This window comes from Dysgonomonas sp., assembly GCF_035323175.1.
GTDB lineage: Bacteria > Bacteroidota > Bacteroidia > Bacteroidales > Dysgonomonadaceae > Dysgonomonas.
Genome location: NZ_DAOKYH010000001.1, coordinates 603157 through 627364, shown reverse-complemented (window position 1 = coordinate 627364; position 24208 = coordinate 603157). Strand labels below are relative to the sequence as shown.

General features: G+C 36.0%; 21 protein-coding genes and 1 tRNA gene. 13 read left to right on the top strand and 9 right to left on the bottom strand.

Features of this window, described 5'->3' with window-relative positions; translation table 11 throughout:
• The first annotated feature begins 121 nt into the window (after positions 1–121).
• The 8 genes from PKC55_RS02650 to PKC55_RS02615 all read left to right on the top strand — a co-directional run bounded on the left by PKC55_RS02650 (position 122) and on the right by PKC55_RS02615 (position 7850).
• Complete coding sequence (locus PKC55_RS02650; protein WP_291125587.1) at positions 122–1849, top strand: S41 family peptidase; 1728 nt, start codon at positions 122–124, stop codon at positions 1847–1849.
• A 92-nt stretch (positions 1850–1941) separates the two neighbouring features.
• Positions 1942–2553 carry a DUF4290 domain-containing protein gene (locus PKC55_RS02645; RefSeq protein ID WP_135105157.1) on the top strand — a complete coding sequence of 204 codons (612 nt, stop codon included), beginning with the start codon at positions 1942–1944 and terminating at the stop codon, positions 2551–2553.
• A 13-nt stretch (positions 2554–2566) separates the two neighbouring features.
• Positions 2567–3085 (top strand): ribosome maturation factor RimM, encoded by a 519-nt coding sequence (gene rimM / locus PKC55_RS02640; RefSeq protein WP_135105156.1) that lies wholly within the window; start codon positions 2567–2569, stop codon positions 3083–3085.
• A 282-nt stretch (positions 3086–3367) separates the two neighbouring features.
• Positions 3368–4444: a glutamate 5-kinase gene (gene proB, locus PKC55_RS02635; protein ID WP_135105155.1), complete on the top strand. Its 1077-nt coding sequence runs from the start codon at positions 3368–3370 to the stop codon at positions 4442–4444.
• Positions 4445–4446: 2 nt separating this feature from the next.
• The gene (locus PKC55_RS02630) at positions 4447–5700 is read left to right on the top strand and encodes a glutamate-5-semialdehyde dehydrogenase (RefSeq protein ID WP_291124383.1); all 1254 of its coding nucleotides are present in this window, start codon (positions 4447–4449) and stop codon (positions 5698–5700) included.
• 30 nt (positions 5701–5730) lie between these two features.
• Complete coding sequence (locus tag PKC55_RS02625) at positions 5731–6651, top strand: acyltransferase (protein WP_324371725.1); 921 nt, start codon at positions 5731–5733, stop codon at positions 6649–6651.
• Between the two features lie 16 nt (positions 6652–6667).
• A complete protein-coding gene (locus PKC55_RS02620; protein ID WP_291124389.1) occupies positions 6668–6850 on the top strand; it encodes a hypothetical protein in 183 nt (60 codons plus the stop codon).
• A 46-nt stretch (positions 6851–6896) separates the two neighbouring features.
• A complete protein-coding gene (locus PKC55_RS02615; protein WP_291124392.1) occupies positions 6897–7850 on the top strand; it encodes an N-acetylornithine carbamoyltransferase in 954 nt (317 codons plus the stop codon).
• Between the two features lie 93 nt (positions 7851–7943).
• On the opposite strand, the gene PKC55_RS02610 is transcribed toward PKC55_RS02615, so the two are convergent.
• On the bottom strand, positions 7944–9083 hold the full coding sequence (locus PKC55_RS02610; protein ID WP_283687207.1) for a helix-turn-helix domain-containing protein: 1140 nt from the start codon (positions 9081–9083) through the stop codon (positions 7944–7946).
• A 634-nt stretch (positions 9084–9717) separates the two neighbouring features.
• Here PKC55_RS02610 and PKC55_RS02605 point away from each other — a divergent pair.
• Complete coding sequence (locus tag PKC55_RS02605) at positions 9718–11088, top strand: metallophosphoesterase (protein ID WP_291124396.1); 1371 nt, start codon at positions 9718–9720, stop codon at positions 11086–11088.
• Between the two features lie 213 nt (positions 11089–11301).
• The gene (locus PKC55_RS02600; RefSeq protein ID WP_291124398.1) at positions 11302–12645 is read left to right on the top strand and encodes a TIGR00341 family protein; all 1344 of its coding nucleotides are present in this window, start codon (positions 11302–11304) and stop codon (positions 12643–12645) included.
• 87 nt (positions 12646–12732) lie between these two features.
• On the opposite strand, the gene PKC55_RS02595 is transcribed toward PKC55_RS02600, so the two are convergent.
• The 4 genes from PKC55_RS02595 to PKC55_RS02580 form a co-directional block, all read right to left on the bottom strand.
• Positions 12733–13539 carry a hypothetical protein gene (locus PKC55_RS02595; RefSeq protein ID WP_291124400.1) on the bottom strand — a complete coding sequence of 269 codons (807 nt, stop codon included), beginning with the start codon at positions 13537–13539 and terminating at the stop codon, positions 12733–12735.
• Positions 13540–13876: 337 nt separating this feature from the next.
• Positions 13877–13949, bottom strand: a tRNA-Phe gene (locus PKC55_RS02590).
• A gap of 266 nt (positions 13950–14215) precedes the next feature.
• Positions 14216–14542: a DMT family transporter gene (locus PKC55_RS02585; RefSeq protein WP_135105136.1), complete on the bottom strand. Its 327-nt coding sequence runs from the start codon at positions 14540–14542 to the stop codon at positions 14216–14218.
• 51 nt (positions 14543–14593) lie between these two features.
• Positions 14594–15199, bottom strand: a complete 606-nt coding sequence (locus PKC55_RS02580; protein WP_324371718.1) for a TetR/AcrR family transcriptional regulator — start codon at positions 15197–15199, stop codon at positions 14594–14596.
• A gap of 250 nt (positions 15200–15449) precedes the next feature.
• Here PKC55_RS02580 and PKC55_RS02575 point away from each other — a divergent pair, with 250 nt between their 5' ends.
• The gene (locus PKC55_RS02575; protein WP_291130647.1) at positions 15450–16127 is read left to right on the top strand and encodes an RluA family pseudouridine synthase; all 678 of its coding nucleotides are present in this window, start codon (positions 15450–15452) and stop codon (positions 16125–16127) included.
• Here the strand turns inward: PKC55_RS02575 and PKC55_RS02570 are convergent.
• Complete coding sequence (locus tag PKC55_RS02570) at positions 16120–17271, bottom strand: tetratricopeptide repeat protein (protein ID WP_291130650.1); 1152 nt, start codon at positions 17269–17271, stop codon at positions 16120–16122. The two genes, PKC55_RS02575 and PKC55_RS02570, sit on opposite strands and share 8 nt — an antisense overlap.
• A 21-nt stretch (positions 17272–17292) precedes the next feature.
• The gene (gene corA, locus PKC55_RS02565; protein ID WP_291130651.1) at positions 17293–18369 is read right to left on the bottom strand and encodes a magnesium/cobalt transporter CorA; all 1077 of its coding nucleotides are present in this window, start codon (positions 18367–18369) and stop codon (positions 17293–17295) included.
• A 140-nt stretch (positions 18370–18509) separates the two neighbouring features.
• Between corA and PKC55_RS02560 the strand changes: the two genes are divergently transcribed.
• A complete protein-coding gene (locus tag PKC55_RS02560; protein ID WP_291130653.1) occupies positions 18510–20141 on the top strand; it encodes a sulfatase-like hydrolase/transferase in 1632 nt (543 codons plus the stop codon).
• Between the two features lie 19 nt (positions 20142–20160).
• On the opposite strand, the gene PKC55_RS02555 is transcribed toward PKC55_RS02560, so the two are convergent.
• Positions 20161–20841, bottom strand: coding sequence for a response regulator transcription factor (locus tag PKC55_RS02555; RefSeq protein ID WP_291130655.1), 681 nt, complete (start codon positions 20839–20841; stop codon positions 20161–20163).
• A complete protein-coding gene (locus PKC55_RS02550; RefSeq protein ID WP_291130656.1) occupies positions 20838–22250 on the bottom strand; it encodes a sensor histidine kinase in 1413 nt (470 codons plus the stop codon). The genes PKC55_RS02555 and PKC55_RS02550 overlap by 4 nt, the downstream gene beginning before the upstream one ends.
• Before the next feature lie 376 nt (positions 22251–22626).
• Here PKC55_RS02550 and PKC55_RS02545 point away from each other — a divergent pair, with 376 nt between their 5' ends.
• On the top strand, positions 22627–24207 hold the full coding sequence (locus PKC55_RS02545; RefSeq protein WP_324371711.1) for a peptide chain release factor 3: 1581 nt from the start codon (positions 22627–22629) through the stop codon (positions 24205–24207).
• The last annotated feature ends 1 nt before the right edge of the window (position 24208 follow it).

Sequence of the window (24208 nt, the reverse complement as noted above, 5' to 3'; positions counted from 1 at the left end):
TTTTACGTTTTTTGTTAAAAATAAGAGATATATAACCATCGTAATTTTATTTATTTATAAAAAAAGTATTTCCTTTGCGTAAAATAATGGAATACAAAACATTTTATATAATTACAGTCTAATGAGAAACCGTTTAATTGCATTTTTCACATTCTCAGCACTTTTGGGGACTACTTTTGTCTACGCACAAAGTAATCAGGGAAAGAACCAAGAGCAACAGCGCTATTTTGATATAAATAAGAACATCGAAATATTCAACAGTGTAGTCCGCGAGATGGATATGTTCTATGTCGATAGCCTCGACATCAATAAAACAATACGCACAGGCATAGACAATATGCTAGGCACGCTTGATCCTTATACAGAATACTACAATGAGGATGACATGAAAGAGTTTAGCACCCAAATAACAGGCGAATATGCCGGAGTTGGAGCTATCGTATCCTTCAAGGATGGACGAGTTACTATCATAGAACCATACGGTGATAAGCCCGCCGCAAAAGCCGGATTGAAAGCGGGAGACGTAATCTTGGAGATAGACGGAAAAGATATGACCACCTGCGACTCTGTACCCGGAGAGGTATTTGGGCGCACATTGAGCAGTTTTGTAAGCAATAATCTAAAAGGGCAACCGGGAACAACAATAGAAGTAAAGGTAGAACGCAAAGGCGAGAAAAAACCTTTAACATTGAAGGTTGTACGCGAGAAAGTTGTTATGGATCCTATTACATACTATGGTATGGTAACTCCTACTATAGGATATATAAGTTTTAGCACCTTTACCGACAAAAGTGCTGCTGAAGTAAAAAACGCTTTCTTGGAGCTAAAGAAACAAGGCGCTAAATCCCTTATATTCGATGTACGCCAAAATGGTGGAGGAATCATGGAAGAAGCGGTTCAGATTGTAAATATGTTTGTGCCAAAAGGAAAGGTTGTACTGTCTACCAAAGGAAAACTAAAACAGACCGATAGGACATACCGCACCACACTGGAACCAATAGATACTGAGATACCAATCATCGTTTTAACGAATAGAGGCTCTGCTTCTGCGGCCGAAATCGTAGCCGGATCATTACAGGATATGGATAGGGCTGTACTGCTTGGCGAACGCACTTTCGGAAAAGGATTGGTACAAGTAACTCGTGAAGTACCTTACGGAGGTGGAATAAAAGTAACCTCTTCTAAGTACTACATCCCCAGTGGCAGATGTGTGCAAGCAATAGATTATTCCCACAGAAATGCTGATGGTAGTGTGGGACGTATACCGGATAGCCTCACTACTGTATTTTACACTCAGGCAGGACGTCAAGTAAGAGACGGCGGAGGTGTTACTCCCGATATTGTAATGAATGAACCTAAAACCCCAAATATCACCTATTACCTCGAAAATCAATACATCGTTTTCGATTGGGTTACAGATTGGGTAGTAAGACATAAATCGATCGAATCGCCTGAAAAATTTTCTATATCTGACGAAGACTACGAGGACTTTAAGAAGTTCGTTAAATCCAAAGATTTTCAATACGATCGCATGAGCGAAAAATCAATGGCTTCACTAAAAGAGGTGATGGAGTTTGAAGGCTATATGAAATATGCCAATGATGAGTTTAAGGCTTTGGAAGCAAAACTTATCCCGAACCTTGATCGGGACTTGGAAACCTTCAAAGAAGATATAATGAAACAGATAAACTCAGCCATCGTCAAACGTTATTATTATCAGCGTGGGGAGAAACTTTATTCTCTTAAACATGATGCTGACGTAGATAAAGCAATAGAAGTTCTCGGGGATACAGAATTGTACAAAAAGACATTGTCTGCTCCCGAAAAAATAGCAGAAACTGCGAAGTAAGAAAATTAATTTATAGAGGTAAGTAATTATTTCGTATCTTTGTGGATATCTAATTACTTACCTTTTTATTTATACATATATTACATTTACAAATGGAGTATAACACTCAGTTAAAAAAACTTACTCTTCCTGAATATGGAAGGAATATACAAAATATGGTCGACTATTGTCTTGCAATACCTGACCGAAACGAACGCAAACGCTGTGCAGATACTATAATAAACATTATGGGAAATATGTTTCCACACCTTCGTGATGTAAACGATTTCAAGCACATCTTATGGGATCACTTGGCTATTATGTCCGACTTTAAGCTGGATATAGATTATCCTTACGAGGTAGTTAAAAAAGAAGACTTGAACACCAAGCCGGGAAAAATAGAATATAGTCGTCCCGACATGCAATACCGCCATTATGGTAAAACATTGGAAAAGATGGCAAAGATGGCTATATCAATAGAAGACCCCAAAGAAAAAGAACAATTTATTTTGCTGGTTGCCACACATATGAAAAAATCATATATACAGTGGAACAAAGATGTGGAAGATCACAAAATATTCCTTGACCTTTATGATTTATCGGGTCATAAGATTGATATCAGGAACTCAAACATCAAACTTCCTGAAATGAAGGATCTCGGTCAGAGAAATACGCCCAACAATAATGGTGGAGGGAAAAAAAGCAACCAACAAAAGAAAAAATAAACAAGCCTGAGCTATGATAAAAGATAGCGAAGTATTTAAAATAGGGAAACTTATCAAACCTCATGGAATAAAAGGTGAGATAAGTTTTGCTTTTGAGAACGATATATTCGACCGGGTGGATTGCCCATACTTGATATGCCGTATAGACGGCATCTTTGTCCCTTTCTTTGTGGACGAATATAGGTTCAAAGGAAGTGAAACGGCTTTAATTACATTTGAGGGTGTAGACAGCGAAGATAAAGCAATGCAAATGTCGGGATTGGAAGTGTTTTTCCCCCGCAAATACTTTGAAGAAGAATCGGATGATGATATAGACTATTCGTGGAACTTCTTTATTGGATTTTCGGTAGTGGACAAAGTTGCAGGCAATTTAGGTACGATTGAAGAAATAGACGACAAAACGATTAACACACTATTCCTCGTGAAGAACGACGATGAAGATCTGATAATACCCGCAACAGAGGACTTTGTCGAAAAAATTGATGCTAAAAAAAGAATATTATATCTAAATCTGCCCGAAGGGTTAGTATAGGCATACAATTTTTCAATAAATTTTATCATATATAGTATAAAGTCTGCTACACAAAGCTGTAGTAGAAAAGTGACATCAGAAACAACGTCAAAAACTGTTACTTTTGTCACCTTTTACAAATAACCACCTATATATAAACAACTTAGCAAAACATTCAAAATCATTTTAAGACACTACAAGCACAAAAAGAAAAGATAGCAAGCAATTTAACGCCTATTTTCTATTTTATCTATCATTTTACCTGAAATAAAATTTTAACTTTGTTTTTTTGATATTCTTCTAATGAAAGAGCGTATTACTGTAAAAATAGGAAGCCAGATATTAACCCGAAAAGACGGGACATTAGATGTCACGCGTATGTCTGCACTGGTAGACCAGATTGCAGAGCTGCACAAAAGTGGTGTCGAGGTTATTCTTGTATCATCGGGTGCTGTAGCATCAGGTAAATCGGAGATTAAAGTCAAGTCTAAGTTAGACACGATTTCTGCCCGTCAGCTATATTCATCCATCGGACAGGTAAGGTTGATAAACCGTTACTCAGATTTGTTTCATCAACAGAATATTACCTGTGGACAGATATTGGCTACGAAAGAAGATTTTTCAACCAGACGACATTATCTTAATCAACGAAATTGCATGTCTGTGATGTTGGAAAATAAAGTCATACCGATAGTCAACGAGAACGATGCCATTTCTGTTACCGGACTTATGTTTACAGACAATGATGAGATGTCGGGGCTGGTAGCTACAATGATGGGCTGCGAAAAACTAATTATACTGAGCAATATCGACGGTATATATAATGGCAATCCGTCCGACCCTAAATCGGAGATATTTAAGAAGATAGATATTACAAAAGACAATATAGAAGACTGTATACAATCTTCGAAGTCATCTACCGGACGTGGCGGGATGACTACCAAGTATAATATTGCACGCAAAGCTGCAGAAGAAGGCATTGAAGTAATAATAGCCAACGGGCGTAGGGACAATATACTTGTAGATCTTATAAAAGGGAAAGATGTGATTTCCACGCACTTTATTCCCTCTACAAAGAAAACAACAAGTATAAAAAAATGGATTGCTCACTCCGAAGGATTTACCAAAGGAGAAATATACGTCAACCAAAATGCTAAAGAGGTACTCTTGGGAGACAAGGCTGTCAGCTTACTTCCTGTTGGTGTAACCAAAATTATTGGTAACTTCGAAGCTGACGATGTAGTGCGCATCATGGATGAAAAAGGAAAATTGATTGGCATTGGAAAAACTGCATATAGCAGCGAAAAAGCCAAAGAAGTAATAGGGAAAAATAATAAAAAAGCAATAATTCATTACGACTATTTATATATTGAAAAATAAAAATGGACGATTATCACCAGAATACGTTCCAGTTAGTTGCAGAGGCTAGTAAAAGCCTTAACTTATTGGAAGAAAAAGAAATAAACGCAATACTGGAAGCTATTGCAAAAGAGACCGAATCGAAAATGTATTACATTCTTGCAGAGAATCAGAAGGATTTGCAAAGAATGGATACAAGTAATCCAAAATACGACCGCTTGCTGCTCAATGAGCAACGGATAATGGATATTGTGAAAGATATCCGCAATGTAGCATCACTCCCCTCCCCTGTAGGAAAAGCACTAATGCAGAAAACACTGCCCAACGGACTGAACCTATCAAAGGTGACTGTGCCTTTCGGAGTGATAGGTATCATATACGAGGCACGTCCGAATGTCAGTTTCGACGTATTCTCGCTTTGTCTCAAATCTGGAAATGCCTGCATACTAAAAGGCGGCTCTGACGCTCGTTTTTCGAATGAAGCCATAATTGATTTGATAAGAAACGTATTGGACGCAAATGGAATCAATCCGAATGTCTGTACACTATTGCCTAACGACAGGACTGCAACTGAAGCATTAATGAATGCCCGCAACTATGTAGACCTTATTATACCTCGTGGTGGGCAAGAGCTGATAAACTATGTTCGTGAGAATTCTCGAATTCCTGTGATAGAAACAGGTGCAGGTGTTTGTCATACATATTTCCATAAAGATGGGGATATCAAGAAAGGGAAGGATATTATTACCAATGCTAAAATCAGAAAAGTGAGTGTCTGCAATTCCCTCGATTGCCTTGTTATAGATAGAGAAAGACTCGATGACTTACACTATCTGTGCGAAGACCTTGACAAGAAAGACGTTATTATCTATGCCGATAAACATGCATACGAAGCACTGTTCTCATACTACTCGTACGACCAATTAAAGAAGGCTGACGAAAAAAGTTTCGGCACAGAGTTTCTCGATTATAAGATGTCTATCAAAACAGTAACAGATATAGAAGAAGCAATCAACCATATATCCAAATATAGCTCGAAACACAGTGAAGCTATCATCAGTGAGGATGCTGAAGCGATCAAGCTTTTTGAAAAAATGGTAGATGCAGCTTGTGTCTATTCCAATGCATCTACGGCATTTACCGATGGAGCGCAATTTGGATTGGGAGCCGAAATAGGTATCAGCACTCAAAAGATGCATGCACGTGGACCTATGGCATTAGAGGAGCTATGCACCTATAAATGGCTGATAGATGGTAATGGACAAACCAGGTCGTAAGAGAGATTAGGCTTTGATTTAGTACCGATAATGGAAAGAAACGTTACACTCGATTATTTCAAGGTATTTCTAAGTATATTGGTAATAACAATACACATAGGCCCATTATCAGCTACATACCCTTTGCTCAACTGGCTAATATCGCAAGGTATCGCGCGGATTGCAGTACCTTGTTTCTTTATTATAAACGGATATTACCTTGCAAAAAAAATTGATAATCCGAAAGCCTTAAAAAAGTATATCCGACATCTACTGATAATATATGCTGTATGGTCGGCTTTTTATATATTATTGAATATAGATAAGCCACCCATTACAGTCTCGCTCTTCTTTGAATATATCACTTTAGGCATCTTACATTTATGGTATGTAATCGCTCTGGTCTATGGCACTCTCTTGCTATATATCGCAAAGAAATTTATAAAGAATGATACTGTTCTTCTAGTCTTGGCGATTCTCATTTTCTCAATTGGTGTCTTCTGCGAACCATTGAGAGAGGGGAATATACACATCGTAAGAAATGGCTTTTTTGTAGGTTTCCCTTTTATTTTTTTAGGATATTACATTTATAAACATAACTTAATACTAAAATCCAGCAGTATCACCTTGGCGGCTCTCATTGCATTAAGCCTTATCACATTATGTATTGAATCTTCATATGCCAAAGAGATGTGCTTTGTACGAGATACCTACCTGTCGCTCATTGTTTGTTGTCCTGCTATAATAATATTTGTATTTAAGCATTCGAGCTATAGAATGCCTAATACATATCTTACTTATTTAGGTTCATTAGGCTCTGCCATATATTTTATTCATTACTTTGTCATTATTAAGCTATGGGGTATAAGCATGCCTTATACAATTATCCGTTTCGGAATTATTTTATTTTTATCAATTATTTTATCCGTTTTTATCATATACATAAACAAGCGGATAAAAATATTTCTATAACAGTTAAATTCTTGTCATGAAGAAAAAGAAGAAAACAGCAGGTAAAATATCTATAAAGGACTATATAAAAGCTGTAAAAAAAGCAGACCGGAAAGATGAATTATCTCAATCGCCGGGGTGGCGACGTACAACAAATGTACATAAGAGCAAAAAGGTATACGACAGAAAAAGAGAAAAAAGAGATATATCCAAAGAATAAGATTTAACTTTGTACCTTTAATTTGAATACAATAACAAACAACATAATGAAAACTTATACCAATGTAAAAGACTTGGGCGACCTAAATGCTGCAATAAAGGAAGCTCTGGAAATAAAGAAAAATCGTTTTGCTTATAAGAAGCTTGGAGAAAACAAGACCTTGCTAATGGTGTTCTTCAACTCAAGCTTACGCACCCGCCTCAGCACACAAAAAGCCGGAATGAATCTGGGTATGAACACGATGGTACTTGACATCAACCAAGGAGCGTGGAAGCTGGAAACAGAACGAGGAGTGATTATGGATGGTGATAAGTCTGAACATATATTAGAGGCAATTCCTGTTATGGGAAGCTATTGTGATATCATTGGTGTGCGTGCTTTTGCGCAGTTCGAGAATAAAGAAGATGATTATCAAGAAAAGATTCTCAATCAGTTTATAAAATATTCGGGAAAACCTGTCTTTAGTATGGAAGCTGCTACAGGTCATCCACTACAAGCATTTGCCGACCTAATTACAATCGAAGAATATAAGAAAACAGCTCGTCCGAAGGTCGTTTTAACATGGGCTCCACACCCGAAAGCATTGCCACAGGCAGTACCTAACTCTTTCGCCGATTTTATGAATGAGGCGGATGTTGATTTTGTTATCACTCACCCTGAAGGCTATGAGTTGGACTCTAAATTTGTGCGTGGTGCTAAAGTCGAATACGATCAGGATAAGGCGCTGGCCGGAGCAGACTTTGTGTATGCTAAAAACTGGGCTGCGTATACCGATCCGAATTATGGAAAGATACTAAGCAAAGATATGTCGTGGACAGTAACCAGTGAGAAAATGGCACTTACTAACAATGCTTATTTTATGCATTGCCTACCTGTACGCCGTAATATGATTGTAAGTGACGATGTTATAGAAAGCCCTCAGTCTATTGTTATTCAAGAGGCGGCAAACCGTGAGATATCAGCACAAACCGTTATAAAAAGAATGCTTGAGAGCTTGTAATAAAGTAATAGAATAAATTTATTATAAGAAAAATATAAGGAAGTGCTTTCAATTAAATGAATAACACTTCCTTATATTTTTAACGCCTATAGATCAGTAATGATGAATCACATTACCTTCGTTTATCTGAATATTTTTCTTTTGAAAATACTCGGAAGGAATCATTCCTGTTAGTTGTCTGAAATTACGTAAAGCGGTGCTACGCGAACGAAATCCGACAAAAAAGAAAGCTTCTTGATAATTAACATATTGTCCTGATTCTATTTGTTGCAAGAAATCCTCAATGCGCAGCTTATTAATATAGTGTGTATAGCTTTCGTAGCCATTTTCGCGCATAACTTGCGCCAGAGTTGTACGGTTAGTAAAAAGTTCTGAGGCTAACATATTGAGAGACAAATAAGGATCTCGCCATGCATATTTTTTCTTCATATATGCATCTAATCTATCAATCAAGATCGTATTTTTTTGCTCAGGACATGAGGATGACTGCACATCTTCTACTGTAGCTTCTTCAGACTGTACATCTTTTTCTTCAGCATTTTTCTCAAGAACTGATTTTCCGATCAGACGATCAAATAGCTCCATGTAAACAATATAGAGACTACACCCGACACTAATATAATAGTACGAAATATTCAGTATAGGGTGATTAAATATCAAGATGAGAACATATGCCAGAATATTTATAAAAAGTGTAATCGAGTATTTCTTCAACCAAATATAATCGGTGTTATTGTAGCGTCTTGTACGATGAACAAAAAAGACAAACAACCCGGGGAGAAATATCAACAACGCAAGTAAAAGGCGAAACCATACCTCAAACCGATGAGCATCGGGCAACATCTCCAGAAGCGTATTATATGGAGTATAGTGCATACCTGTGCGGGAGGTAACAAGATAAACACCCAGCAAAAACAGCCAAAGAGAATATAGCTTTATTATCCGCCAAAAATTTAAACAGCCGGGAGCAATAACCTCTATAGGATACATAATGTAAGATACAACCATAAAGTTTGCCACCAACAATAATTTTGCAGAAACCACAAAATCGGGAACTACCCCGTTGCAAAGCGCAATAAAACGTGGAATATAATTAAAAACAGAGAAAAAGACTATGACCGCAAGAATTACACGAGAACGTTCTCCGGTCTTACGGCGAAGAACTAACAATAGCGAGGCAAGCAAACATACAAGCGCACCAGCAAAGACTGTAGCTATATATAGATATTGCATTATGGGTAATAATTAAATGTAATAAGATAAGGATATGAATGAAGTCGCATTCATTTAACTTGTTTTTCACTTTTGAGCCAGATCTTCTTTTTACTCTAATTGTAAAAAAGAGATCTTAATAATGTAAGCAAATTTGAAATATTACAGGTCTGGTAATTTAAATAGTCTCGTCTTCAAAATACTTTTTGGACCTTTCTTCTGCAAAAGTAAGTTTTAATTTTAACTTTTCATGCCAACAAAACTAATAATTATAGGATATTGAAAGAGAAATTTCGTTAAAAACACAAAATATGTTATCGGGAATATCTTCAACTGTAATTTTCACAAAATAGCTTCCTGTAGGGAATATAGATTTAATATTATCTAAATACAGAGCTCATTAAGGAATTTTAATATTGCAAATCAGCAAAACTAAACTATAAAATTTGTAAATATAAGACAGCAGTTTTGTAAATATGAAACATCGCAAGTTTTGATATTGCATAGATTTGCATATCCAATTGTGTATTGCTACTCCGTGTCAATAGCATATATTCGGTATACCAGCAATACGTAAATTAGAGAGAATCGATATTAGAAAACACCCGAATGAATTAAACTGCTTAAAAAAATTATCACTAATATTTATTATACGATGAAAAAAATTTATTATTTACTTTTACTTATTGCAGTAACCTTTCCCTTTAGTTTGGTTTCATGCAATAATACTGACGAAGAGATTACCTCAAATCCATTTGACAGTATCAGCAACGGGAATATCAACGGACGAAACAAGATTGTCGTTATTAGCGACTTGCATCTAGGAAATGATTTGTCTTACTCAGAAAATGTGAAACACCTCAAACGTTTAGAAGAATTCTTAACTGAAGTAAGGTCGTCAACGACTATCAAAGAACTTGTTCTTAATGGCGATATACTGGACGAATGGTATATTCCTACACGTGTAAATCCTTATGGTGGTGGTTCGCAGGCCGACTTTATAAGAAAGTCTGTAGCAGCAAATAAGAATGTTTTTGATATTTTGAACGGAATAATTAAAGATGGTAAGATAAAACTCACCTATATTCCGGGTAATCACGACATGGGATTCACGGCAGAAAATATCGATATTGCAATGCCGGGAGTGAACCAAGCTCGCGATGCAGGAGCTAAATATGGAATAGGGACTTATCATCCCGAAGGTTATCCTCAGATAGCGATAGAACACAGCCATCGGTACGATTTCTTTAACGCGATAACTCCAAATGCAAATGAGAGTGAAGCTCCGGGTGCAACTTTACCTCCGGGTTATTTCTTTGCTCGTATTGCAGCCAACTCGTTTACCGATCCCACTACTCCGGAAGCAGCAACCAAAGTTCCTGAAGTAGTACAAAATAACCCAGGTAATGCCGAACAAGAAAGTAAATTCATTTATTATAACCTGTGGAAAGAAGTAATGGAAGGGCTTATTTATGTGAAGGACAATTTCAGTGACCCTATTATCACAACAAATGTAGGGAACTACACAAAGACTTATTCGATAAACGACATTCTGCCATATAACAGCACAACTGATGGAAGTATCCAAATGAAGTTATACAATAACTTGTTTACACAAAGCAATTGGAATCGTCGATTAAAATACAACAATGCTATTGTTATGACAGATATCAACGAAGCAATAGTAGGTAGCCTGAGAACAGAATTCATCGACAATCAGGCAGATGTACAGTATTTTAGGAATGCTCTATCTAACGTTCGTATTGTCATCTTTGGACACACTCATATCCCGATGATAAAATCCTATATTAATCTCGACAAGCAACCTTGTATATATGCAAATTCGGGAACATGGGAAGACCAAAAGACCCGAGACAAAAACGAAGTGATTGACCAAGATGCGAAAAAGATGAACTTTATAGTTATTGCACCTGTGAAATCTGACAAAACAAAAATAGAAGTGGGATTGTACCAATATCGTTATGGAAAGCATGTCTTAAATGATAAAAAAGAAATAGATTTATAATATCCTCGATCTTAAAGTTCTATTGTCCCGATGGCAATTTCTCTCAAAAGAAAAATGTCATCGGGACTAATATTTAATTCTTTGTAATAAATAAAGAATAGAAAGCCGGAATAAAAAATTAGGGTAAAAAAATATATAATTAATCAAAAAAGAAGTATCTTTTCGGTAAAAATAAAATAGGGTGACAAGAAGTAAAATCTAATAATATGCATTATGTACAATTCAATTAGAAAGATACTTACCTATGTCAGCTTACAAAAGCAGACAGAAGATTTTGAAGAAATACACAATTCCATAACACAAGGAATTTCTTTTAAGGGAACCAACATCTGGATATTAGTTTGTGCTATTATTATAGCATCAGTGGGGCTTAACACCAATTCAACGGCAGTAATAATAGGTGCCATGCTTATTTCTCCATTGATGGGGCCGATTAACGGAATGGGCTATAGTATCGCTATTCACGACTTTGGCCTGCTTCGCCAGTCTTTAAAAAACTTTGGATTTGCAGTATTAGCGAGTATAATAGCCTCAACTATATATTTTACGATTACACCTGTTCATACAGCCCACTCCGAATTGCTAGCTCGTACCAGCCCGACTATTTACGACGTATTGATTGCTCTATTTGGTGGATTTGCAGGTATAATCGCAATCAGCAGTAAGCAAAAAGGAAATGTCATACCCGGCGTAGCTATTGCAACAGCCTTGATGCCTCCTCTGTGCACAGCAGGATATGGTTTGGCAACTTTTCAGTTCTCTTTCTTCTACGGCGCGTTTTATTTATTTACCATCAATACAGTCTGTATTGCTTATGCTTCGGTTTTGATTTCTCAAATGCTGAAATTTCCAATCAGAGATATCAATATAAGTGAAACTAAAAAGAAGCGTATCAATCAAGCATTATCTATTATTCTAATCATAATCATATTACCTAGTATCTATTTAGGCTATCGCATGTCTCAGAATGAGAAGTTCAGGGCAAATGCAGAAAAATATACACGTTACGTTGGAATATATAAAGGAAATTACCTGCTCAACAATGAGATTAGTGCCAATAAAAAAGAAATTAATTTAGTATATGGCGGATCATCATTGACGGAAGATGATAAAAAAGCGATTATTGATCAGGCTAATTTATTCTCTTTAATTGATGCTAAAATAACAATTGAGCAAGGACTTGCTATAGACAATGACATGGCTAAAGATCGCTTGAAAGCACAATCGGAAGAAGAAAGGTTAAGACAACAAATAGCCCTTCTTAATTTGGAAGTCACAGGTTATAGACAGAAAATAGATAGTGTACAGAGCCAATATTTCATAGGGAAGCAATTATTATCTGAATTGGCTCCTCTATATCCCCAGATACAGAGTTGTTCATACTCTGATGCATATGTCTATCAACAAAACGATACTTTATCTCGCGAAAAAACAGGTATGTTTATGATTACATCGAAGAACACCCTTTCGAAAAATGAACAGGAAAAGATAAAGAATTGGCTAATGAAAAGATTAAATAAAAAAGAGGTCAAGGTATATTTTGATATAGGAAAGTAGTCATTAATTAATTATATTATTTTCTATATTTATAGGTTTTCAATATTATCTATATTTTTATACAATAGAAAGTATCTATCGCTATTATTATTCTATCCATGTTAATTTAGAAGATATTAGATTCCATTTACCATTCTCTTTTTTCAGATAAGCCTCACCTCCTTGATAAACAAGTCTAAAGAATAATTTAGCATAGTTCATTTCTTTATCAAAGACTATAGTATACACTTGTGGGTATGTCAAAAGCTGCCAATATGCTCCCCAGTGTCCTCTCCATATTTTTATCTTTTTTTCAAGAAAACATTGTCTTTTAGCTACCTCTTTGTCCGACAAATAATATAAATAATTAAGAGCTTCTTTATTCTTCTTAATACGAGTACCTAAAAACGTTGTTAATTCTATATTGTATGAAGGACTTAGATATACAACTTCTTTACCTCTAAAAGAAATATTCGGTCTAAAATTAGTAATAGTATCAGTGCTTATGATATCTTTCTCTAATAATTCTTTCATTAATCTTTCTTCTGCAAAAGCAGGTATCTTTTGTAGATTTAAACTGTCAATACCATCTTGTCCTTCCTTTTTCAATAGCTTTTTGTAAATTATTATTTTCTCGTCTTCAGTATAAAATACTTTATTTTGAACTATATACTGAAGATTATGCTGAATGATTATATATTTTGTGTTCTGATATATAGTATCTCCCCACTCAGAACTTCCAATTCTTTGCAAGTCTATTGGATTATAAAAAGCATAAAACACATCATATACAGCTTTCTCTGTAGTCAATAAGGCTTGATATTCTTTATCTGAAATTGGCAAAATATCTTTTCGCCAATGATCAAAGAAATCTTCAAGCTTCTTTTCTGACTTTTTTTTGTATGCTTCTTCCAATATATTAAACTGAGAATATGAATAGTTAAAGGATGAGCACAGTAAAAACATAATAATAACTTTCCTCATAGTCCAAATTATTAATAGAGTAATATGTAAAAATACTAATCTATTTTATCTGAGGAAAACTATTATTTTATTTTTACAACAAATTACTCGTAGCTTAACTCTAATAATCCAGAAATTCATATCCTTGGACTAAAAAAATATCTGAGAATAAACATACGGCACTTTCTGTCGTCTGTCATCCTATTGTTGGTTTAACTTACACCCTTAAAAAAACACTTTTTTGACAATAAAAAAAGACAGCTACATAATTGTAACTGTCTTTTTAACGTGGTGCCACCAGGAATCGAACCGGGGACACAAGGATTTTCAGTCCTTTGCTCTACCAACTGAGCTATGGCACCTTAACCGTTTTGCGTGTGCAAAGATAGTACATAATTTATATTCTCCAAAAATTATACGAACTAATTTGATAATATTTTCACAATTCATAGAGCCCTGCAAGCTGCAACCAGCCTTATTATTGAGCTTTTCAGCCTCATTATCAGAATCTATAGACTAAATAAAGTCGGCTGAAAAACATAAAAAAAAAACAGGTGATATTTTTCATATCAAATCGTATTCAGGCACGAAAGCTGATTCACTTTACTTCAAAACAAAAATATCGGTCTTAATTCGATACTACTTTCAATCCAATAATTGAACAGACAAGCGTAAAAATAAAGAATAACCGCCAAAAGCTAGAAGGCTCTTTAAACACCAAGATTCCTAACAATACAGTACCAACTGCACCAATGCCTGTAAATATAGCGTAAGCTGTACCCATTGGTATTGTTTGAACGGCTTTTATCAACAAATACATACCCAAAGCAAGACAAATACCAAAACCAATATACCAGTAGTATGAATGAGGAGCAATTGCTTCTTTTGCTTTTGATATGCAAAATGTAAACCCAACCTCAAACAAACTGGCTAATAATAAATAAATCCATCCCATAATACTATACACTCACTGAACAAACGTTCAATATATTAAAAAAAAATAATACTACTTTAATAAAAAAAGATAATGCAATAAAGCCTTTTCCAGATTCTGAACGATCGAATTGCCATCTGTACTGAAAATACTTTGAAACCAAATACCATCAGTCAGGGTGAACAATTGCATCGCTGAAACTTCAATATCTGTATCCTGCTTTATCTCTTTCTTCGATACACTATTTCTCAGAGCACTCTCCCACCCGATTTTTTCTTTTTCGATTGTAGCCTGATATTTATTTCTAAATATGGCATCACGTTGCATCACTTGATAGAAAAGAAAATGATAGTTGAGCATCGACACATTTGTATTCTTAGATGCACCTCCAACAATATCAGATACTATTCTAGCGATGTTCTTAAAACGCTTGCACATAAAATCAACAAATTCGAAAACTGTGTAATTTGCCGTGCGTCGAACTTCAAAATCAAATATTCTTATAAAATACTTTTCAGTAACCTGTATAAACAGATCCTCTTTATTCTTGTAATAATGATACAGAAGACCTCTGGACAGACCAGTCGCTTGCTGTATATCAGATATTGACACAGCATCAAAGCCTTTCAAGAGCAACAGCTCAAATGTTCTTTCTAATATTAATTCTTCTGACACCATAATTGAACAATCATTCAACAAAGATATATTTTTATACCAAATCAGACAAGATCGAATGTATAATTATAGAAAATTTATAGAATAATAGTCTTTATAAACCAATCGTAAAGCAACGAGAGAAGAATCCAATTAAGTGAACCATAATAGAGCAGCACGGGATAAAGATAACAATAGATACAAAAACGATGAAAAGTTCTTACCTTTGCCCTTTCTTTATTTAGATCGAAATATAACAAAGGCATCGAGAAAAATGACTGTATTATACGAGGACAACCATATCATCATCATCAATAAAACAGTATCTGAGATTGTACAAGGAGACAAAACCGGAGATAAGCCACTTTCAGAAATTGTAAAAGAATATCTAAAGGAGAAATACAACAAACCCGGAAATGTATTTTGCGGGGTAACACACCGTCTCGACAGGCCGGTAAGCGGCATTGTTATCTTTGCGAAGACAAGCAAAGCCCTTAGCCGTTTGAATGAAATGTTCAAAAACAAACAGATAGATAAAACCTACTGGGCAATAGTAAAAAACATGCCGAAAGAAGCTGAAGGAACGCTCAGTAACTATCTGATTAGAAATGAAAAACAGAACAAATCGTATGCTTACGATGTGGAAAAGCCAAATTCGAAGCTAGCCATACTGCACTATAAGTTGATAGCACGATCCGACAGATATAATTTACTTGAAGTTGACCTTGAAACAGGCCGCCACCACCAGATACGTGTACAACTGTCTAAAATGGGATGTCCCATAAAAGGTGATCTGAAATACGGCTTCGACAGGTCCAATCCTGATGGAGGTATCAGCCTTCACGCACGTAAAGTATCTTTCCTACACCCTGTTTCAAAAGAACGGATTGAGGTTACTGCCCCTCTTCCAAAAGAGACCCTTTGGCAAGCTCTGGAAAAAGCAATTAGTTAGAACTTACAGGAACTTCTTTCCCAGAGATGACATCCTCTATATATGAACGTAGAGAGGTATATTCCACGCCCTTGGGAAAAGTACGTCCGTAAATATAACGTGTTACTCCTTTTATTTTAGAAACTTTGTATTCTCCTCCAGACTGATTATCAAGAGATGGTGTATATTCAACGAAAATAGAAGAGTCCACTTCTCCCGAGTCATTCATCACATAGAATATATTTTTAACGAAAGGCTGAGATGAGCTCTCTTCATAACGCTCATATGCATATACATCAAAAGAACCAACTTTAAACTGATCTATACAAAAATTATCAGAGATGGTAGTCGAAGCCAACTGGCCTTCTTTATATGCATTATATAGCTTAGTCTTAGATGCAGCCGCCTTGTTGTACTCCCCAAGCTTAACATAACACTGAACCAGCTTTTCATACGAATAATAATCGTCAGGAAGATAGCCGACTAATTCCTCATAGGCTTCTGCAGCTTTTGTATATCTACCAAAATCATATTCTATCCGTGCTATATTATAAAGAACTGTAACCAACAATTCCTCATCCTTCTTAATTTTGTCTTTGGCTGTATAAAATACATTCAATGCATCAGACAGATCGTCTCGGCTTGCATATATTACTCCTATCATGTAGAACGCTTTCTCAGACGGAGGATTAAATGATGTAGCCTTCTTATAGTTTTCCAAAGCTTTATCTGTATCTTCTTTTGCAACAAATACATCACCTAATCCGACGTATGCATCTGCAAAATCAGGAGAAATAGCGATGGCCCTTTCAAAGCTAGCTTTTGCATCATCTGCACTGCCATTTGCATTCTGAACTAATCCTTTCACATAATAAGCCCGGGCACATTTTGCATTTTTCTGCACGGATAAATCTATATATCGCGACGCATTGATCAGATCGTCCAAGTAAAAATAAGCCTCTGCTACATAAGCAAGGTTATCGGCCGAAAGGCTACGTGGCTGAGCGGCATATTGTTCTACCACCTCTTGATAAAGTCCTTTATCAAACAATGATTTTATATCCTCTGTTGGTTTTACGACTTGTAGCTGTGCAGAGAGCAATGACTGTACCGAAAAGCACATTAGAAACGCAATAAAGAACAACTTAACAATACTCTTTTTCATACTTAATTTCCTTTATTTTTCTTAAAACCATTTCTGTCTTCTTATCCAAAGGTAAGAAAGAACCGCAATCAATATAAGAGTTATCCAAGCTCCGAGATAACCATATTTCCAATCCATTTCGGGCATCAACTTGAAATTCATACCCCAGACACCTACCATAAATGTCATTGGAATAAATATGGTAGACACTATCGTCAATCGTTTTATAATATCATTCATTTTAAGGTTATTGTTATTATAATACAAGTCCAGAAGGGAAGTCAGCGACTCATGGAAAGAAGCCAAGTTGCCCAAGATAGAACGCATACGATCATCAAAATCATTATAATAAACAATATTTTCTTCTTCTATCAACTTATTGTTGTTATGCAAGAGATTGACAAATTCTTCGCGCAGAGAAGTGATAGTACGCTTTATATGCATATAATCGACCCGGCATTCGTGCATCAAACGCAGAATATCGATAGACCCTTTGCCTTCTATCAAATGATCTTCTACATCAGCCAGCCTGTCTTCAATATCCATTACGGTATTCACATTCGCCTGATTCACGGCGCTCATCAAAATGTATAGAAGGAAATCAGCTCCTTTCTGACGCACTACAACATTATTCTCTTCTATATTTCTTTTTACATCATCAAAAACAGGGATTGCTGCCTCCTGAAAACTGACAACAAAGTTCTTTCCAAGAATAAATCCAATCTGCATATCGTCAATATCTGTAGTATCTTTCACCTGATAAAAGAGAGACATCAGAACAAATGAGATATTTTCATATCCAACGGCCTTTACAACTTGTCTGTTTCCCAGAAGGTCCTTAATATCAAAACCGTGTAGTCCAATCTCTTTACAAATTCTGTATACAGTATTAGCATCAGATATCCCTATTATCTTTATCCAATTTACCTTCGTTGTATCTATCTTATCCTTAATAGATTCTTGCAATTGAATATTCCGAACCTCCAAACGTGTTGTATCATATTGAACGAGTTCAATAGACATCGGAATATCCTTATCACCAAGATATACGGGTTTGGTTAATAGATAATTGTTTCGTGAAATTTTATTCTTCGATTTTCTGGTGGTTCGTTTACTCATACTGCAAAATTATGTTTTGAGTGATATTAAACAATATCAAAAGTAAGAATAAAATACTATATTTGTCGACTCTAAATCCGTATTATTTAAACTAAGGCAGATTTACTGACGATAAATTATTAACACTTGTGATGTAACCAATGAACGAAATATACAGCATATTAAAGAAAAAGAAAATGCAATTCTTTTTCTTATTTTATATCCTACTCCTACTGCCTATACTGTGCCCTTTAGCTCAAAATTTTACTTTTTTAGACAAAGTTGCTGTTTTCTTGGTCTGTGGTTTATTCTTTGCTGCCATCTGGATCTTATCGCTATTTATCAGTTCCAGATCTGAAAAGATCATATACTCCATCATGTTGGCTGTCTCAATTATTCCGGGATCAATCTATCTGGCCTACTTACTGTTTGCACACGTTATGCTTGAACAAAACAGTGTGACCAGTCTATTCGAAACCAATCCCGAAGAGAGTAAAGAATTTATAGCCCATTACCTGAGTATGTGGGTTATAGCCGGAGTTGTAGTATATGCTGCGATACCTATCGTGATGATTTGTAAAATGCGATCGTTCAGAAAGCTCAAAATAAAAGAATATAAAACACTGTTTATATTGAGTATAATAACAATAATAGCCATTGTAGGCATAGGCAGGGTATCACGGTCTGTATATTTTATCAATTTCTACAGAACATTTATCAGCTACAAGATCCGTACAACCCATGAGGTAAAAGAAATACAGGCTCGCCAAAGCTTAGACTATGACGTAAAGACCAACCATAAAGATTCCATTCCTCAGATAATGGTACTGGTGATTGGCGAATCACTGAACAAACATCACATGTCTCTCTACGGCTATCCAAGAAATACAAATCCCTTGTTGTCACAATACGGAGACAGCCTTGTTGTATATAATGATGTAGTAGCTCCACATGTGCATACAATTCCGGTGGTTCGTTCTTTATTATCGATGAACGAAGTAGATCATTCGGAATACTTCACCGAGAAACCATCTATGTACGAATTATTCAACCGTGCGGGATACGAAACATACCTCATAAGCAATCAGAGATTTAATGACGAAATGCGGGCAAGCTACGACATACTGCTATCGCTTGCGAAGAAAAGATACAATCTTGCATCTTACAGACAACACGATGATATTGTCCTTCCCATACTGAATAAAATACTGGAGAAGAATGACAAGAAAGATAAATTGATTATCATACATCTCATAGGGAATCACATGGCCTATGAATTCAGATATCCCAAAGAATACATCTTCTTCAACAACCAAAAAGATGGCTTGGTGAAAGATGCTCCATACAGAGACGAAAAAGCAAAAAAAGCAATAGATGCTTACGACAACTCTGTTCTCTACAACGACTATATAGTAAACAGCATTATCGGTTCTCTAAAAAAATTACAGCATCAGGATGCAGCCATGATCTACTTATCCGACCACGGAGAGGAAATGTACGATTACAGAGATTTTGCAGGTCATGCTTATGAAAAAGTATCACCAACGATGAGCGAAGTCCCTTTTCTTGTATGGCTATCGCCGTCATACAGAAAATTCAGGAAAGATCTTGTCTTTGACAAAAACAGAGTTTATTCGTCAGCAGACTTTATTTATTCTGTATCCGATCTGGCAGGAATAAATTATGTTGATTATGAAGACTCGAAGAGTATATTCTCCACGCATTTTGTTCCTCGTGAGCGTTATGTAGGAGAAAAAAAATATGAAGACATAAAAGAGAGGTTTGAGAAATAGAAACTATCTGCCGGTATAATCAGAAAATCATTTTATAACCTATCCCCCGAATATTTATAATTTGAATTGTAGGATCTAAAGCTAATTTCTTACGCAGCTTTACGATAAACACATGCAGGCTGCGTGTATTAAAGAAACTATCATCGCCCCAAAGCTCAATCAGTACAGCTTTATTCTCTACGATATTATTCTGATTGGAACAAAGACGTTCCAATATAGCAGCTTCACGGTGAGAGAGGATTTCAGTACGTTGAGAGTGAACCAATTTCTGCATCAAGGGATCGAATGTATATTTTCCTATCTCATATATTTTATCTTGAGGGATCTCCGTTTGCGCTCTGTTTAGCAAAGCCTTGATACGCACAATAAGCTCATCCATTCCGAAGGGCTTTTTCAAGTAATCGTTTCCTCCTATTTCAAACCCCTGAACTACATCGTCTGTCCTCGACTTAGCACTCAAAAATAAGATCGGGGTTTTCTTGTCACTTTTACGTATCAGCTGAGCCATTGTGAAACCATCCATCTTTGGCATCATTATATCTGCGACGACGATATCGGGCTTCAACCGATGAAAAAGCTCGAGCCCTTTTTCCCCATTAACTGCTATATCAACAACAAACTCCTTTTTCTCTAAAGCATCTTTAATGATCATAGACAAGGCTGGTTCGTCCTCTACTAACAATACTTTTATCTTATTCATCCTATCATTATTTCGAAACAAGTTCCTTTACCTTCCACACTTTTTGCTTTAATATTCCAGCCATGCTTAACAACAATCGTCTTTACATAAAAAAGCCCTAAACCATATCCTTTAACATCGTGAACATTACCTGTATGAACACGGTAAAACTTATCAAATATCTTATCCAAAGACCCGTCCGGAATACCGATTCCGTTATCACATACAGATAAAACAATTTTGTTTCCCGACTTACGTGCCGACAAACGAATCTCTACCGAATCGTTGGAATATTTGATTGCGTTTTCAATCAGATTACTTACTACATTACCAAAATGCAATCGATCGGCTTCAATACTCAATCCTTCAGGTTGTATATCTATTACAAATGAGGTTGGTTTTACAGTGTTCAGTAAAAACTTATTTTTCTGACTCTCAAATATGCTCCCCACTTCTATATTTTCCAAATTCAGTTTGAGGTTTTTCCGCTCTTCTACCGACATCGTTAGTATCTGTTCCACAAGGCTATTCAGATACATTAACTGCTCACGTGAGATATCAAGATATTCTTTTCTTTTTATAGGGTCATCGCCAAATCCAAAGTTTTGAAGAGCATCTACAGCCGCGTAAGTAACTGATATCGGCGTTTTAAGCTCATGTGTCATATTATTTACAAAGTCTGTTTTTATTTCATCTATTGTTTTTTGTCTTAATATGATTTTAAGCAAATATATAAAAGTCACAATTAGTAAAATAACCATCAATACAGAAACGGAAGTCAACCCCCACATACCTTTAAAGATATACCACTTAGGATTATCCATATACAAATAATAAGTATGTATCTGGGTTTTGAGACCTTCTAAAACATATTCCTTACTATTCTTAAAATCGAAAGTTCCTTTAGGTATTTGAGTCACCAAGGTATCTCCAATAGATGTTCTACACTGGATAACATGAGGTATATCGAACCCTTGTGCAGACAAATCGGCACTCATAATACTATCCAAACGTACTAAGTCGAGTGGGGTTATTTCTCCAATAGCAGACAAAAGTCCTTTCTTGATTTGTATCGTTACCTCTTGCAAGTCTGCGTAAATAGAATCAGAGCTACTTTTTTCGCCTCCTCGTTCTTTAGAGAAACTCATACTAATGGTTGTCTTACCTTTGCCGGAGTTATAAGTTTTTGTTTCTACAGAAGCAGGAATACCATTTTCTGCTTCTTCCTCTTCAGCATCATTGGCAGATATGGTAGACATTCTGATTGCCAACTCTTTGAAGGAACTACTTTCTGCCGTATTGTTTATTACTGTTTCTAACTTCTCATATTGCTGGTTATAGAAATTGACCAACCAATAAGCCTGATAAGAGCAAACCAGAATTAACAAACTAAAAATGACGATCGCTATGGATTTAAATCTGAACTTCATACATGAATTCATTATCGATAAAGCAAATGTAAACAATAGCTTAGAAACAAAAAATAGTGATAACACTAAATAACACTAGACAAGCAAACTTCTGTACAAATCATTTTTATAAAATTATCTTATATAAAGACAGTTATAGTAACAAAAAATAAAATACAGACACTTTTTGTAACAGAGAAAAGGTGACAATAAAAACAGATCGAAAAGGTGTTACTTTTGTCACCTTTTGTTAGCTATTTCATTGTTTACTAATACTTAACAGAACATTTATATTTTGTCACTTTTTTAACTAACATACAGTTCTCTATTGCTTGCTGGGATAGGCATATTATATCCGCTTTTTTTAGTACTTTTGCAACTTATTACGGAAAAATCAATGAGCGAACTTAAGAAAGAAATACAAAAAAGACGCACTTTTGCTATTATAAGTCACCCCGATGCGGGTAAAACAACCCTTACTGAAAAGTTATTACTATTTGGAGGGGCAATACATGTTGCCGGAGCAGTAAAGTCAAATAAGATAAAGAAAACTGCTACCTCGGACTGGATGGAGATAGAAAAGCAACGTGGTATTTCTGTTGCCACCTCTGTTATGGGATTCGAATACGATGGTTATAAAATCAACATACTCGATACTCCCGGTCACCAGGATTTTGCCGAAGACACTTATCGTACCCTGACTGCAGTGGACAGTGTGATCATTGTTGTCGATTCTGCGAAAGGAGTTGAAGCACAAACACGCAAGCTGATGGAGGTCTGCCGTATGCGCCATACTCCTGTCATGATATTCGTCAACAAGATGGATAGAGAAGGTAGAGATCCATTTGAATTACTAGACGAATTGGAAGCCGAATTACAAATCGGTGTTCGTCCTTTGAGTTGGCCAATCGATAGCGGACAACGATTCAAAGGAGTTTATAATATATATCAGGAAAAATTAGACCTATACACTCCAAGTAAACAAACAGTTACAGAGTCAATAGGCTTTAAAGATATAAACAGCCCTGAGCTGGAGACATACATTGATGTACCTTTGGCTGCAAAACTGAGAGACGATATCGAATTGATTGACGGAGTATATCCCGAACTGGATATGGATACATACCTGAAAGGGCAAATTGCCCCTGTATTCTTTGGATCGGCTCTCAACAATTTCGGGGTAAAGGAGCTCTTGGATTGTTTTGTAAAGATTGCACCGTCTCCACGTCCTGTGGAAGCAATCGAGCGTGAAGTAAAACCTGACGAACAGGCTTTTACAGGATTCATATTCAAGATACATGCCAATATGGATCCTAATCACCGTTCATGTATTGCCTTTGTTAAGATATGCTCAGGAAAGTTTGAACGGAATGTAAACTATAAACATATGCGATTGAACCGTTCGATGAAGTTTTCCTCTCCTACAGCCTTCATGGCTCAAAAGAAAGAGACTGTAGATGAAGCTTTTGCAGGTGACATTGTAGGTCTGCCTGATACCGGGAATTTTAAGATCGGGGATACACTGACATCTGGAGAAGATTTACACTTCAAAGGTTTACCTAGCTTCTCTCCTGAAATGTTCAAGTATATCGAAAATGCTGACCCGATGAAATCTAAACAACTTCAGAAGGGAATAGACCAATTGATGGACGAAGGTGTTGCCCAGTTGTTTACAAACCAGTTTAACGGACGCAAAATTATAGGAACTGTTGGTCAGCTTCAATTTGAAGTAATCCAATATCGCCTATTGCATGAATATGGTGCTCAGTGTAGATGGGAAGCAATCAACTTGTATAAAGCTTGTTGGGTAGAAAGTGACAACAAGGAACAACTGGCTGACTTTAAAAAGCGTAAGGCTCAATATATGGCAGTAGATAAAGAAGGACGAGATGTCTTTCTTGCAGACTCTAACTATGTATTGATGATGGCTCAACAAGATTTCAAGGATATAAAATTCCATTTCACTTCTGAGTTTTAAG

Bases quoted from the DNA above. Each gene is read 5' to 3' on its own strand.
- PKC55_RS02620 (WP_291124389.1), top strand. From the start codon at position 6,668: ATGAAGAAAAAGAAGAAAACAGCAGGTAAAATATCTATAAAGGACTAT.
- PKC55_RS02645 (WP_135105157.1), top strand. From the start codon at position 1,942: ATGGAGTATAACACTCAGTTAAAAAAACTTACTCTTCCTGAATATGGA.
- proB (WP_135105155.1), top strand. From the start codon at position 3,368: ATGAAAGAGCGTATTACTGTAAAAATAGGAAGCCAGATATTAACCCGA.
- PKC55_RS02605 (WP_291124396.1), top strand. From the start codon at position 9,718: ATGAAAAAAATTTATTATTTACTTTTACTTATTGCAGTAACCTTTCCC.
- PKC55_RS02600 (WP_291124398.1), top strand. From the start codon at position 11,302: ATGTACAATTCAATTAGAAAGATACTTACCTATGTCAGCTTACAAAAG.
- PKC55_RS02575 (WP_291130647.1), top strand. From the start codon at position 15,450: ATGACTGTATTATACGAGGACAACCATATCATCATCATCAATAAAACA.
- PKC55_RS02615 (WP_291124392.1), top strand. From the start codon at position 6,897: ATGAAAACTTATACCAATGTAAAAGACTTGGGCGACCTAAATGCTGCA.
- PKC55_RS02650 (WP_291125587.1), top strand. From the start codon at position 122: ATGAGAAACCGTTTAATTGCATTTTTCACATTCTCAGCACTTTTGGGG.
- PKC55_RS02545 (WP_324371711.1), top strand. From the start codon at position 22,627: ATGAGCGAACTTAAGAAAGAAATACAAAAAAGACGCACTTTTGCTATT.
- PKC55_RS02555 (WP_291130655.1), bottom strand. From the start codon at position 20,841: ATGAATAAGATAAAAGTATTGTTAGTAGAGGACGAACCAGCCTTGTCT.
- PKC55_RS02550 (WP_291130656.1), bottom strand. From the start codon at position 22,250: ATGAAGTTCAGATTTAAATCCATAGCGATCGTCATTTTTAGTTTGTTA.
- corA (WP_291130651.1), bottom strand. From the start codon at position 18,369: ATGAGTAAACGAACCACCAGAAAATCGAAGAATAAAATTTCACGAAAC.
- PKC55_RS02560 (WP_291130653.1), top strand. From the start codon at position 18,510: ATGAACGAAATATACAGCATATTAAAGAAAAAGAAAATGCAATTCTTT.
- PKC55_RS02585 (WP_135105136.1), bottom strand. From the start codon at position 14,542: ATGGGATGGATTTATTTATTATTAGCCAGTTTGTTTGAGGTTGGGTTT.
- PKC55_RS02625 (WP_324371725.1), top strand. From the start codon at position 5,731: ATGGAAAGAAACGTTACACTCGATTATTTCAAGGTATTTCTAAGTATA.
- PKC55_RS02580 (WP_324371718.1), bottom strand. From the start codon at position 15,199: ATGGTGTCAGAAGAATTAATATTAGAAAGAACATTTGAGCTGTTGCTC.
- PKC55_RS02630 (WP_291124383.1), top strand. From the start codon at position 4,447: ATGGACGATTATCACCAGAATACGTTCCAGTTAGTTGCAGAGGCTAGT.
- rimM (WP_135105156.1), top strand. From the start codon at position 2,567: ATGATAAAAGATAGCGAAGTATTTAAAATAGGGAAACTTATCAAACCT.
- PKC55_RS02570 (WP_291130650.1), bottom strand. From the start codon at position 17,271: ATGAAAAAGAGTATTGTTAAGTTGTTCTTTATTGCGTTTCTAATGTGC.
- PKC55_RS02610 (WP_283687207.1), bottom strand. From the start codon at position 9,083: ATGCAATATCTATATATAGCTACAGTCTTTGCTGGTGCGCTTGTATGT.